Annotated in this window: 12 protein-coding genes; 6 read left to right on the forward strand and 6 right to left on the reverse strand. The window is 56.7% G+C overall.

Features of this window, described 5'->3' with window-relative positions; all coding sequences use genetic code 11:
• Position 1: 1 nt before the first annotated feature.
• From V7756_RS15005 to V7756_RS15020, 4 genes are all read right to left on the reverse strand, one after another.
• Positions 2-3,580 (reverse strand): hypothetical protein, encoded by a 3,579-nt coding sequence (locus V7756_RS15005; RefSeq protein ID WP_335611004.1) that lies wholly within the window; start codon positions 3,578-3,580, stop codon positions 2-4.
• A gap of 170 nt (positions 3,581-3,750) precedes the next feature.
• Positions 3,751-5,331 (reverse strand): hypothetical protein, encoded by a 1,581-nt coding sequence (locus V7756_RS15010; protein WP_335611005.1) that lies wholly within the window; start codon positions 5,329-5,331, stop codon positions 3,751-3,753.
• An 807-nt stretch (positions 5,332-6,138) separates the two neighbouring features.
• Positions 6,139-6,675, reverse strand: a complete 537-nt coding sequence (locus tag V7756_RS15015) for a sensor histidine kinase (protein WP_335611006.1) — start codon at positions 6,673-6,675, stop codon at positions 6,139-6,141.
• Complete coding sequence (locus V7756_RS15020) at positions 6,663-7,343, reverse strand: sensor histidine kinase (protein ID WP_335611007.1); 681 nt, start codon at positions 7,341-7,343, stop codon at positions 6,663-6,665. Before V7756_RS15020 ends, V7756_RS15015 begins: the two co-directional genes overlap by 13 nt.
• A gap of 189 nt (positions 7,344-7,532) precedes the next feature.
• On the opposite strand from V7756_RS15020, the gene V7756_RS19135 reads away from it, so the two are divergent.
• Complete coding sequence (locus V7756_RS19135; protein WP_442909013.1) at positions 7,533-7,619, forward strand: hypothetical protein; 87 nt, start codon at positions 7,533-7,535, stop codon at positions 7,617-7,619.
• Between the two features lie 36 nt (positions 7,620-7,655).
• Here the strand turns inward: V7756_RS19135 and V7756_RS15025 are convergent, their stop codons facing one another.
• Both V7756_RS15025 and V7756_RS15030 read right to left on the reverse strand, forming a co-directional pair.
• Positions 7,656-8,318, reverse strand: a complete 663-nt coding sequence (locus V7756_RS15025) for a cytochrome c oxidase assembly protein (protein ID WP_335611008.1) — start codon at positions 8,316-8,318, stop codon at positions 7,656-7,658.
• 12 nt (positions 8,319-8,330) lie between these two features.
• Positions 8,331-8,924, reverse strand: a complete 594-nt coding sequence (locus V7756_RS15030) for an SCO family protein (RefSeq protein WP_335611009.1) — start codon at positions 8,922-8,924, stop codon at positions 8,331-8,333.
• A gap of 292 nt (positions 8,925-9,216) precedes the next feature.
• Between V7756_RS15030 and V7756_RS15035 the strand changes: the two genes are divergently transcribed.
• The 5 genes from V7756_RS15035 (at position 9,217) to V7756_RS15055 (ending at position 13,475) form a co-directional block, all read left to right on the forward strand.
• A complete protein-coding gene (locus V7756_RS15035) occupies positions 9,217-10,350 on the forward strand; it encodes a mechanosensitive ion channel family protein (RefSeq protein WP_335611010.1) in 1,134 nt (377 codons plus the stop codon).
• A gap of 479 nt (positions 10,351-10,829) precedes the next feature.
• Positions 10,830-12,038 carry a PepSY-associated TM helix domain-containing protein gene (locus V7756_RS15040; protein WP_335611011.1) on the forward strand — a complete coding sequence of 403 codons (1,209 nt, stop codon included), beginning with the start codon at positions 10,830-10,832 and terminating at the stop codon, positions 12,036-12,038.
• Positions 12,035-12,577: a thiamine pyrophosphate-binding protein gene (locus V7756_RS15045; protein WP_335611012.1), complete on the forward strand. Its 543-nt coding sequence runs from the start codon at positions 12,035-12,037 to the stop codon at positions 12,575-12,577. Before V7756_RS15040 ends, V7756_RS15045 begins: the two co-directional genes overlap by 4 nt.
• The gene (locus tag V7756_RS15050; RefSeq protein WP_335611013.1) at positions 12,574-12,903 is read left to right on the forward strand and encodes a hypothetical protein; all 330 of its coding nucleotides are present in this window, start codon (positions 12,574-12,576) and stop codon (positions 12,901-12,903) included. Before V7756_RS15045 ends, V7756_RS15050 begins: the two co-directional genes overlap by 4 nt.
• Positions 12,900-13,475 carry a DUF6162 family protein gene (locus V7756_RS15055; RefSeq protein ID WP_335611014.1) on the forward strand — a complete coding sequence of 192 codons (576 nt, stop codon included), beginning with the start codon at positions 12,900-12,902 and terminating at the stop codon, positions 13,473-13,475. Before V7756_RS15050 ends, V7756_RS15055 begins: the two co-directional genes overlap by 4 nt.
• Positions 13,476-13,520 lie beyond the last annotated feature (45 nt).

The raw sequence follows: 13,520 nt of genomic DNA on the forward strand, positions 1-13,520 counted from the left end.
GCTAGTTTAGCTCTGCCACTGCAAGAAGGAAAAGCAATCGCTGTAAAGATCTCACTGGACCGACTTGGGGCGATGGCTCCAGATCGATAGCCACCCCCCCAGTTACCCCCTTTGACCTAACACCTCGAGCGTCATATGTACTCTTTATCTTGACACCTAACTGTTGAATCTCGTGTTTTAGTTTTTCGTCCCGATCATTTATCAGAGCACTCGCTTTTATTCCAATATCCATCGCGCAGAATAGACGCAATAGACTTTCCAGCTCCCGCATACCTGAAACCACGCAGAGCGGTGTTTTCACGTTTGCGGACCGCACCCAAGAGGCCAAGCCTTCCAACCAAAGCTCCCCGTCTTGTTCAGACAACCCGGCACGGCGCGCTTCAAGACCTCTAAGCAGCTTCTTCAACCGCTCGGTTTCCGAATGGAATATCTGCGTCGACTTTAAATTTGAAGCGCTCAACCTTGTTATTGGGTCTGAGCTCGAGGCGATCAAATCGTAACCGGTGTAACCTGACTCTAACTCGACCCGTGTTGCTTTCGACTGCAATGCCTCAGCGCGCTCTTGACTCAGGAAAAGACGACTAGCCAGGCTGCGAATGTCTCTACCGGTGTACCGCACCTGTCTTAGTAGGAGGTCTACCTCCTCTAGATGAATGTGCTCTTTAGGGGAAGTAGTGTTACTCAATATGCTGGGTACTTTGCGAACCCGCTTTCTGGTATCGACTCCCAGAGGTATGAATGACACCTTTCTGCCGCTGAAAGGTCCACGAGCCCTCCTGCGCCGTACCGTCGCGTAAGCGATTTGGAGCGAGTACGCCAATGCGAAATCAGACAAGGCAGGGCTGGATGCCCTCAGGTGGGCATGAGCCACCTGATCGATACAGTGTGTATAGCTAGCCAAGGTGGTGCGCTCATCCGCATGACCGGTTGCCACCATTACACTGCGCAGAGGGTATAATGCGTCTGCTCCTACGAGCTCGCCCCACCCCTCCCTGTGCATTGCTTCATCCGCAAATCCCGGTAACTTAACCGCCTCAGTTCGACCAACGATCCGTGAGACCCAGCCGTGGCGCAGATGGTGGAATCTAAGCGTTTCATCACCGGTTAGAGACCTCAGCAGCGTATTCAAATAACGTGCGGTAAGATGTCGATCAATTAGACGCTCTAAGCCAGCCGTTTCGCTCATCAGCGGCACTGAAGCACCTTCCGTCCACACAGCACCAGCCGCCCCGACCAAACGTTCAATTAACTGCTTTTCTACATCATCCAAGCTCTCCGCCAAATGAACGATACGGACAGAGGAAGATGTTTTTGTGTCGCCGTGCGCGGTATTACGCACCCAAAGTATGATCTCACCAGCATCGAGCTGAATATCGCGATATTCCAGCCGAAGCGCTTCACCAAACCGGAGTCCAAATCTGTAGCCGAAGAACAACATTCCACCGTATTGAATCCGTACTCGTTCAGATAGGCCGTCGTCTGATAAAACAACCTGCAACGCGTCACGATACTCAGTGGCCGTTAGGAAATTTGCATCAGTATAAGCGGGCTTGCTTAGACCGCCGGCCGCAGCCATGATACCGGCCCAACTCAACTCATCCATGCCGAAGCGCTGCACTAAGAAGTAATGAAACTCTCGTAGCCTGCTCGCCAGTTCGTAACGACGCGACTCATCCGTAGTTTCAACTACCTTCAGGTACAGCTCCTCAAACCCTGCTTCGTCTAGGTTCAGAACATCTGCCCCACAGGCAGCAGGCGTCAGATGACGAACTATCAGCATCAGATATTTATCGATCGTCGAGTACGCCAGATATTTCTTTGTACGGGTACCATGCTCACATAGATGTACGGCCCAACCCACGATCAACAAAGGTAAAATCGACCAATCCGCCTCTCTGTCAAAAGTAGATTTTAAGATCTCCGCAAAGTACTTCTTGCGGCGGGTTGAAACCTTCATATTACCCGTCGTAGGCAGCGAGACTGCTTGCGATATCAGCTTTCGGATCAACAGAGCGAAACTCCTGGCCTCCCGAAGATCAAGCTTTGCTTCCTTGCGACAATGCCTAAGATCTGGAGCCCAATCTTGATCCGGATTGAACGCACCGGGTGTACTTAAGTGTGTAGCCGGCGTGGCGATCGCGCGATCAGCTGTGGCTCTCACCCACGCATTCAGTGGTACTGAAACGGCCGCAATCTCTCCGCGCAAGCACTCTGCAATATAGCCAGGCATCTCAAATAGCAGTGCCGCCTGAGAAAGCTTTTCCAGTAGAGCCAGGCTGCCACCTCCGCAACCGATTGACTCAAGCAAAGCTGCGATACTTGCCTGCAGTTTTTGCTCGGAAACCTTCGCCTCAAATCCTTCCTTTCTGAACAGCCCTTCTATAAGAGCAGAGCTGACTGGATCTGGATGCCACCGAAAAACCGCGCTACCTCCTAATGGGATATCAACACTCAGCTCCGCAGAAATTCGATGCGTGTGTAGCAACACTGCACTCGCCAACAAACGGAGACGAGCTTCAGCAGCGATCCCTCCAAAGAGCGCTGCTGCACATACTATCTCTGCCAACCGAACCGAAGCGTCTACCTCGCCGTCACGACGACCTTTATTGTCAAGGTGTGCTATGAACGCAGCACGGAACGATACTAAATCCCGGTATTCCGCCAGAGAAGCATCTGTAAATGGCGATGGCTCGACCTCAATCTGGCGTACGCGCAAGACATGTTTAATGAGATCCTTACCGCCTTTTCTTCGAGCAAGGTACCGGTAGAAGAGCCGCAAGCAACGGTTAATGGGACATTTACGCTGCTGCGCAGTGGCAACTAGATGCTCCACCAACCGATGAGCTCCATCAGCGTCAATACTTTGAAACTTGGCCAAGTGATCTGAGACCAACGCCTTTACCAGCTCTTTGGACTTGGCGTGAACCCCCTTTCTTTTTTCCTCACGCTTGCGGTGACCGAACAGCAGTGCGTTTCGACTGGCCCTCTGGCCGATGCCCGGTACGCACGCCTGCAGCGACGCCAACGGCGGGGCCTCCATCACTCGCCATCCAGACTCGCGCAGATATCCGTCAATGTGTTTTCTAATGATCTCCGCTGCAGCCAGGACTGACACAGTCGATTTACTACCCAGCGGGTAGTCAACTCCCTCCGTATGACCTAGTTGGAGCTGGACTAGGTCCGGCCGGCCGGATGTTCTAAGCAACTCAGTCGCCATGACGTGCCGCAAAAAGTTGATTGGTAGTATCCAGAAAGCACTCCATTCAGACGAAAGGGCCGCAGAGCTGATCGGGACATATGAGTCAGGCTGGCTTTCGTTCAGATAAAAGAACAAGGGCATATCCGCCTTCGATCCGCTCAACCGCTTGATACGTGCTCCCAGTTCGCGACTACTATCTCGCGCCTGTAAACAACCTGAAAGACGCTGCAGATGCTTTAAGTACACCCGCACTTGAGCCACTGCCAGTTCAGATAACGCAACTGCTCGCCACGCACGCGTTTCATCGACAACCTTGTCACAGATCAGCAGCAGTCCACGTTCTAAATCAAACTGGCTCAGCTCCGCGAATGGGTCATCCACGGGCCGGTGTCCCGTGCAGCACATCAACAATGCCAGGCAGTAATCCGTAAACGCGTTGTGAGACGAGAAGAGATTTACATCACCTCCAGAGAGCGATGTAGTGCGCTCGAAACAGCCGTCTACCAGCGCTTTTATCGTTGATGGCCGTGGGTAGTAACCCGTGAAAGACGTCATGATGTGCACAACATCCGTTCTGCGACCTGGTGGTAGCGATCTTCCACCTGGGTTAGCTGATGTACAACGTAATAGCTCAACATCGGCGCAACATGAGAGCTCGCCGAGGACAATAGGAACGTAATCGATGGATCTCTAAAGGTCAGAGTGAGCTCTATAGCAAGCGCAGTAGTGATCCTTTCCATGCGTATACGGGGGAATCGCCCCCCGTGACGTAGGCGGACCAAAACATCATCCAGGCACTCTCTCGCTTCGCTCTCTCCCACACCGAGACAATCCAGAAACCGACCGTCGCTCGACTGAAAATGAGCCTGCATCCAAGTCGCAACAACGTGCGGTAGAACTAGATTTAGTTTTTCGCCGCGGGGTTCAAACAAGGCTGCAATATCAGATGGAGGCTCATAGGCTGCAACTGGCAAACGAATATCGCGTCGAAGGCAGCCCTCAGCGCCGAACTGGCCGTCACTACCCAGCGCTGCCTCAAATATGGTCTCCCAGCCCAACCCGGTTACATACATCAGAGCCACAATGCCAGCCCCAATACGCGTGCGACGATCCTTAGAGATCATCCACTCTGATAACGAGGATGCTAACCACCGCCGCTCTATGGAGGTAAATCGCCCTGGGTCATTCGCGGTCAGTCTTTGATGGCGCGAGATCCAATAGCGTGTTTCCGTCGCAGCCACCTCGACTTCAGTTTCAGACGGGGGAGGGATTTGTTCATCAACCGCCTCTGGCTCAACTACGAATAGCTCGACAGTAGCCGGCTCATCTCCTGCCGACGAGTCGGTTTTGTCAGACTCAACCACATGGGTAACGTGGCTTCCTACCTGCTTACCCTCTTCGATCGTTCCAGTTGTTTGCCTTCTAAACCAACGATTCTGGCCTGCTTCGGACAAGGGCTCAGTTTGTGCCTGCTCTGCTGCTTTGCTAGCACCAGTTTTGCAAATCTCCCAAAGCGAACTGATCGCCTTTATAAGTTGGGCATGATGCTCATTCTCACCGGCTGCCGCGAAGTCAGACAGAAAAGACTCGATACCAGAAAGAAAGCTGGACCCCCTTGAGTTCGGGAGCTTATTGATCAAAGCATGTGCGCCCGAGCCCAAACCTTTTGGCGAAACGGCCCTTCGACATGCGTCTGCAATTGACTCGAATTTTCCATTTGGCCGTACCAGCAGCGCAGTTAGAAGTAGAGTGTTCAGCCCTAAATATTGCGCAGTAGCAAGCGAATGAGGCTTAGGCTGAAGAACGAACGCGGGCAGTGGATAGCTCGCAAAACTGCCCCCAAGCGGATTGCCGCCACGCTTCGTGGCAGCATTGAGAAACCAACCAAACCTTTCCTTCTGGTTTTCGCCTGCTCTTCGAGCTTCTTCGAGTGCCGCCATCCAGCTTTCTTGTTTTTGGTTGGGTTCCAATGCCGCCAACAATTCGATGAGCTTTTCAACCAAGTTCCTTCTGGCTGGGAAAGCAGCATCCAGGCCAAATGCTACCTCAATTTCCTTGAGTACCGCTGATGCGTCTTGCTTCGCAATCAAGCTACTCAGAACACCGGGCCTATCAACGTTACTCTGCTGCATCTGCGGTCTCCCCAACACACACCCTTAAGCCCATCAGGCTAGGTGTCAAAATACGTGAAGGAGAGTGTGCCACATTCTGTGCCACCTCTAAGAAATTGCAATTTGCGCCCGAAATGAAAGGCATTAAATGGCACAACTTGTTTTACCTAAAAATCAATAACTTAATCTATATAAACCGAAATTTAACGATTAACATCAAAAAATATTCATTCTAAAACATCTATATTTTCTGCCCTCCGAAGGCGGCGAATCCTGTCGGGTGCGCCACTCAAAGCAAAAGGCCCAGCAACCGCTGGGCCTTTTGCTTTGAGTGGTTTACCGGACGGCAGATTCGAACCTGTCGTTCGACAAATCGCACCGCGATTTGGGCGGAGCGCAGCGACGGGGCAAAGCCCCAAGAATCGCCAAAGCGATTCGCAGCCAATCCTGTCCCCTCCAGCCACACCCAAGCCTAGCTGAACCTCTTGCTTTGCGCGGTTTACCTGATGGCAGATTCGAACCTGTCGTTCGACAAATCGCACCGCGATTTGGGCGGAGCGCAGCGACGGGGCAAAGCCCCAAGAATCGCCAAAGCGATTCGCAGCCAATCCTGTCCCCTCCAGCCACACCCAAGCCTAGCTGAACCTCTTGCTTTGCGCGGTTTACCTGATGGCAGATTCGAACCTGTCGTTCGACAAATCGCACCGCGATTTGGGCGGAGAGCAGCGACGGGGCAACGCCCCAAGAATCGCCAAAGCGATTCGCAGCCAATCCTGTCTCATACCGATCGACTGAATCTTGTGTTTCGATCAGAGACCAGGAGCCAGCTCACTCAGCCAACACCGCCAATTGAGCAATCGGCCACCTCGCCACAAAAGTGGTGCCTGCCTCCGCCGTCGACGAAACACTCAAGGTGCCCTCGTGCCCCGCTACAATTTGCTCGGCAATGTACAGCCCGAGCCCCAGGCCTTCACCGCGCCCGCGTGTCTCTGACCGGGTGAACGGACGAAACAGCGACGGCAAGAGCTCCGGCTCAATGGGTTCGCCCTGGTTGGTGACCGACAAGACCAGCTCGTTGCACTCGGTTGTCACCGTGACTTGTATAGGCGATTTGGAGCAACCGTGGGTGATCGCGTTGACCAGCAGGTTGGATAGCAACTGCCCCACTCGACCCAGGTCGCAATAGGTTTCGCATCCTATGGAAACATTACGAATGAGCGATACGTGCGGGTGCGACACCCTCACCTCGTCTATTACTGAATTGATCACAGCGCCCAGCTCGCTGGTCGGCTCACGCTGGACCGAAATGCCGCTGCCGAGGTGTCCGCGAGAAAAATCCAGCACGTCTGCAATCAGCGCTCCCATGCGGCCGAGCTTTTCCGAATGGCGCTAGCCAAGGTGCGCTCACGGCCGGTTGGCAACTTGGCTTCCAGCAACTCGGCACTCATGCCTATTGCCGTGAGTGGCGAGCGCAAATCGTGCTCCAGTACGGCGATAAAGCGTTCTCGCAGGCGGCCGGCTTCGATTTCGTCAACCAACGCCTGTTCCGTTGCTTGCTGCGCTTCCTGCATATCCAGCTGCACCGCGATCAGCTGCGCAAACAAGCCAAGGGTTTTCAGGATGGCATCTTCATCAAACTGCGCCGGATCGCTGTCGATCGCGCAGAGGGTGCCAAAGAACTCGCCATTGGATCTGATGATGGGGATAGAGACGTAGCTTTCCAGCTTATAGAGCTTGGGTGTGTGGTGCTGCGAATACACCTCATGCTCCGTGGCGTGCTGAAAGATCACCGGCTGACGGTGCTGACGGATCTCGTTGCAGATGGTGGTATCGAGCACCAGCTCGCCGCCGGGTTGCAAGCCGAAGTTGATCGAGTCATCTACTGCGCAGGCGATCCAGCGCGCCTCCGTGACCCTGGCGACAGCCGCAAAACGCATACCGGTAGCGTGCTTGACCATATTGAGGATAAGCGGCACCGCATCAATACGCGCAATGCGCTCGATATCGCGGATAAATTCTGGCGTATTGGGCATCAACAGGGCCAAGGCAAAAAATGGACACCGTCGATTCTAAGGGCCATTGCGGCAGTTGCCCACCCCGATGTGCCAGCAATGGGTTGAGCCCAGGCCTGTCGGCTGTGACTGCCCCGAAACCATTCTCGCTGAACGATGAGGGCAGCAGCAGGTCAAAACCGATGTACACACAGCGCAGAGGTAACAACCATGTTGAAGTTCCTGGGCAGCACAATCGGCATTATCTTTCTTATCGGCCTGGTGGTGGTGATCGGTATTTTTGCCTTGATCTTCTAATTCGCTAGAGCTTCCACGCTCTGCCGTTGGCCGGGCTCACTCAGTTTTGCTGGAGTTGGGGTCAGGCGCAGCAGTGGGTGTCCTGAGCAGACGCGCTGCCAGCACTATGCTGCCAAACAGATAAACGGTCCCGCTCCACCCGGCCATCAATATCCCACCAAAACGCTGATCCTCCAGTTGAGCGAAGCCGAAGGCGCCCAGGCAAAGCTCGGCGGGGTAGATCAGCTTGGGCGCAAGCAGCAGCAGCATGCCCAGCATGGTCATGTGCACAAAGGTCAGAAAAAAGCCCAGCACCCCGAGCGCTATGCCACCGTTGGAACGAACCGCGAAGCCCAATAACCACACGGCCAACCCCACCGCGAGAAAGCTCGCCTGTTGCAACACAAACACCCCGATATGCCGGGCAGCTGCCTCATGCAGGGTGGGCGCGTGCCAGCCCCACACCACCAGCATCTCCAACGCGAACACTGCGACCAGACAACTGCGCAGGCGATCCATGGCTTCCAGCCGCACACCCAGACGGGAGAGGCCGATAGCCAACAGCGGTGCAGCCAGAGCCACCACGCCCAGATGCAACAGCATATGCGCGGAAAAGGCAGTCCGACTCATGGCCGGCAGCGGCCCCAGCCAGAGGGCCGCCAGTACGGCAAAGCCCAAATACAGTGGCCACACGCCTTGGCGGGTTGCGTTATCGGTCATCTGCCAAGCCCGCTATCGTGCATCAAGCAGCGCCTTGACTGCGCGTGTGATACTCCCCGCCGGTTCACTGTGAGAAAACACCTGCTGCACTGTGCCTTGCGGTGAAACGAGGAAAAGCGTGGTGGTGTGGTCCAGGGTATAACCTGTGTCCATGGGTACCTTCCTGAAATAAACGCCGAATGCGCTGGCAGCATCGCGAACCTGCATCGGGCTGCCGGACAGGCCCAGAATGCGCGGGTCAAAAAACCGACTGTATTCCGCCAGTCTCGCCGGGGTATCGCGCTGCGGGTCCAGCGTTATAAACAGCGGTTGCAGCTGGCTGGCTTGTTCACCCAGATTGTCCATCACCTGGCCGACAGTGGACAGCGTAGTAGGACAAATGTCCGGGCAGTGGGTAAAGCCGAAGACCACCAACTGCCATTTACCGGCGAAGCTCTGCTCGGTAACACTCTGGCTCTGCGCACTGCGCAGTTGATAGCGGACCTGCAGATCGGCACCACCAGCGCTCACCGGTACCGGCGCTGGCCAGGTGAGATACGCCAGCGGCAAACCGACAAACAGCAGCAAGGCGATTCCGACGCCCAGCGCGATGAGCCTGTTTCTCAATGAGCTCTCCATAATCTGCAACGGGACTGAGTGTGCCGCCCCAACCTGTGGTCATACAGCAATACAGACCCGCGCAGCGGTCGCAAGTGCCCGGCAACAACGCAGCCGGACTCGCCCCCCCCAGGCAGGCCTGCCACGGGCAAGCCCCATCGCTCTATCTCGAGGCTCTGCGGCCATCCTGGCGACAGCTCGCCGCGGTATTTCATTGAACTAATGCCCGCGCGCGACGGACTGAAATTTTACGCATTGTTTCAGCGCTCCACGCGCTCATGCCATTGGAGGATTTGGCTCTATGAACTGGGATGCGATAGCGAACCGCGATCTTTGGCTCAATCTGGGCATTATCGCCGTGGTGGCCCTGCTCAGTTACCTGGTGCTGAAAACCGCGCTGCGCATCATCGCCAACCGCTTGCGTGCGATGGCGAACGGCGCGCGCGGGCGCTTTGCCAGCATTGCCGCAGAAATGCTGGATCGCACCAGTCAGGTGCTGCTGCTGGCGCTCTCGCTGCTGCTCGCGCTGAAGTTTGCCGAACTGCCAGAGGGCTGGGAGTCGGCCATGTCGCATGGCTGGTTCATCGCCCTGGCATTTCAGATCGCGCTCTGGCTCGACATCGCCGTGCGCCTGTGGATGGAGAGCCTTACGCGCGACGGCAAGGCGCGCAACCCGGTCACCACCACCATCATCGGCATCATGCTGCGCATTGTGGTCTGGACCATGATGCTGCTGTCGATACTCGGCAATATGGGTGTCGACATTACCGCCATGGTCGCCAGCCTGGGGGTTGGCGGCATTGCCATTGCCCTGGCGGTGCAGACCCTGCTGAGCGACATCTTTGCCTCGCTGTCCATCGGCATCGATAAACCATTCGAGATAGGTGATTTCGTGGTTTTCGGGGATGTCGCCGGGAACATCGAGCATATCGGGCTGAAGACCACCCGTATCCGCAGCCTGAGTGGGGAGCAGGTGGTGTGCTCCAACGCCGATCTGCTGCGCCAGACGTTGCACAATTACAAACGCATGAATACGCGGCGCATCGTGTTCAAGTTCGGTGTGACCTACGACACGCCTTCCGAGAAGGTGCGCGAGATACCTCGCCTGATGAAACGCATCGTCGACAGTCTGGACAATGCCAACTTTGATCGTGCGCACTTCCTTGCTTTTGACGATAGCCAGCTCACTTTCGAGGTGGTCTATATCATGCAAGTGTCAGACTACAACCAGTACATGGATGCGCAGCAGGAAATCAATCTACAGTTGCTCGATGGCATACGGGAAATGGGCGTGCAGTTTGCCTTCCCCACGCGCAGCGTGGAATTCATTGGCGGCAGCTTTCCCGAGGTCAGCGTGGCCGGCGTACCGCAGGAAAAGACCGCCGCCAATCAGCCGGACGATGGCATCACTGCAGGCTCCCCGCCCACCACCTAGCACCAGGCCTGGCCTGGCCAGCATGCGTTCCGTGCGTGCGCCTCGGCGAGTGTCGCAGCCCAGGCGCCGCTCTGAACGCAAACTCTTCACGCAACATATTGAATTCAACTTAACTCAACGCTGCCCGCGGTAGCGACAGGCAAGGCGCTCTCAGCAGACCGCCGGGGCCAAGCACGAATGGGCGTAGACAATAGGCAGATATAAAACGATAATAGTTCGCATTAATGAAAAAGACCGTGGCGTAGGGCCGCATAGATGCAGCCCTTCCGATCAGCACGACAGGGAATCCCGTCTCCCGCTGCCTCAGCAGCCTGATCGCTTCAACTCACCGCGCCCCACGGCAACAGCACAAAACAACCGCGCAACTGCCCTCGGCCGTTGCGCGTTTCATTGTTGAGAAGGCTGTCACCCATTAAGAACCCGGCGATGATGCGCGCTGCGCCCCGCCGAGATTGATGATCTGATAAAGAATTGAGCTCATGTCCAAGAAGTCACGCTCGAAAATCTGGTTCCTGGTACATAGCTGGCTGGCGCTGCCGATCTGGTTTTTTGTGCTCATCGTTTGCGTCACCGGAACCCTGGCCACCGTCAGTCAGGAAATCGTCTGGCTGGCCGACCCGTCGGTGCGCGCGCCCAAGCCGTCGCCGGATGCCGAGCGCCTGAGCTTTGGTGCCGTGCTGCAGAAGATCAATGAGGCCGCGCCCGAGATCGAGGTGCAGTCGCTGAGTCAGCCGCACGAGTCGCATTTTGCCATTCGCGCGCGCGTCAGTTACCCCGACGGCAGCACCCCCACGCTTTACGTCAATCCTTATACCGGCAACATTCAGGGCGTCAGCCCCACCTTCGACTTTCGTCAGTTCACCCGTGCACTGCATGGCTGGTGGCTGGTGCCTTTTACCAATGGCTTCAGCTGGGGTTGGTATCTGGTCTCCTTTCTGGGCCTGCCGATGCTGATTTCGCTGATCACGGGTCTGGTGGTCTACAAAAAGTTCTGGAAAGGCTTTTTCTCGCCGCGTTTGCGCATGAACCAGGGCGCCCGAATCTTCTGGGGTGACTTCCACCGCCTCAGCGGTATCTGGTCGATCTGGTTCATCGCGGTGATTTCCATCACCGGCATCTGGTTTCTGATTCAGGCGTTACTCTTCGACAACCACATCTCAATCTCCACCGAAGGCGTACCGCCGGTTATTTCACGCGAAGACGTGCCGCAGAGCGATGACGCCTTTGCGCCAGAGCAACTGGGTGTAGACGAGGCGATAGCGCGCGCCGTCGAAAAGATCCCATCGCTGGAAGCCAGCTCCGTGTTTCTCCCCGGCAACGCCTATAGCCTGCTGTTTGTCAGCGGCCGCGGCTGGTATCCGCTGATGAATCAGACGGCGGGCGTCAACCCTTACGATGGCGACGTGGAACACACCCGCCTGTTGAGTGATCGCAGCCCACTGGAGTTTGTAACCGAATCCATGCGTCCGCTGCATACCGGTGATTTTGGCGGCCTGATCGTCAAGCTGATCTGGTTCTTCTTCGGCCTGGTGCTGAGCATGATGGTGCTCAGCGGCTTGCTGATCTGGAGCAAGCGCACCGCTATCGCCACCGCCAAGGCACTGAAGAGAAACAACAAAGCCAGACCGGTCGAACTTGAGCGCGAGCATGAGCGTGATATGACGACTTGCGCCGAGGGCCGCGCATGAAAACTGCAACCAATCCGCCCGCACAGAGCACCCTGGGTCGCTTCTGGCAGCGCTATCGCTTTCATCTGAACATACTGCTGGTGCTGGTGCCGCTGGGGTTCATGCCGCGCTACTTTCAGGATGCCGCGCTGTTTCGGGGCGATATCGGCCTGGGGCAGCGCGAAGCCGGTGTGGTCGATGTGGGCCCCTGGAGCCTGACTCTGGCCGAGTTGCGCGAGGATGCACCGGTCTCGTCCGGCCCGGCCGGGTATTTCAAGTCATTCAACGCAGCGCTGTGTGACACCTGCCTGGACGAGGTGAAGGCAACCTACCTGCGTATCGGCAAACCGCGCAGCCTGCGCGCCGCCGGTGCGCTGTTCTTCGGCAGCCCCTACCGCATGGGTGCCAGCCTGCCGGTGCCGGAGCGCGCCAAACCAGACGACCTCTTGTGGGTCACCATGGAGGGTTGGGACGGCACCGTGCACCAGGGCTCCATTCCCTTGGCCCAGGCATCCCCTGCTACTGTTGCCTGGCTGAAACAACGAGGAGACACCCCATGAAAATCCTGACCCGTTTCTGTTTGAGCGCCCTGACCGCCACCTTGGCCCTGGCTGCCGGCCAGGCCCAGGCGCACAACCCGGTGTGCACCTGCGAACCCCTGGGCGATGAGGAGATTCGTTGCACTGGCGGCTTTTCCGACGGCAGCGGCGCGCCTGGCGTCACTCTGGATGTGATCAGCTACAACGAGGACATTCTGGTGCCCGGCAAGCTGGGCGATGATTCCAGCATCACCTTCGCGCGGCCTGACGACGAGTTCTACATCCTGTTCGACGCCGGCCCCGGCCACGTGGTGGAAGTGGACCATACCGAAGTACCCACCCCGTGACGGTACAGGTTGTTCGCCCGGCCGGCGCCGGGCACGAGTCGCTCTATGTTGCCATGGTCTGTGCGCTGATTCTGGCGCTGGCTGCGGTGGTGATTCTCTGGCACCACGAAGCACCGGTGGAGCAGAGCATCGCCGACTACCAGGTGGATGCCAGACGCGACCTGAATGCCGCCGAGCAGGGTATCTATGCTGACCTGCGGGTAGTGGCAGAAGAAGTGCCCTACCTCACCGAAGAGCTGGGCGAGCTACCCGATCCGCAGCAGATGGCAGAAGAGGGCTTTGCTCCCTTCATGGCCGACATGAGCGCGCAGCAACGAGGTGCTCATCATTGGGAGCTGGTGCGGCGGGGCGAAACTGCGGCTTATCTGGGCGACAGTGACGACGCTAGCGTTGCCGGCAGTTTTCTCATGCGTATCACTGCACCCGACCAGCTCAACCAAGCCGTCTGGCTCCATGCCCAGGCTCCGGCGCAAGTCCCCGACAGCCTGAATGACGACGCCCTCATCGCCGCCGGATGGAAGCAGCTGGCGATTCAATACGACGCCGGCGTAACACGGCACCGCGAGCACTGATCCGACCCCGAGCTTTTCAATCTCTTTTCAAACACCAACACCTGG

Origin of the sequence: Halopseudomonas sp., assembly GCF_036961105.1 — a bacterium.
GTDB lineage: Bacteria > Pseudomonadota > Gammaproteobacteria > Pseudomonadales > Pseudomonadaceae > Halopseudomonas.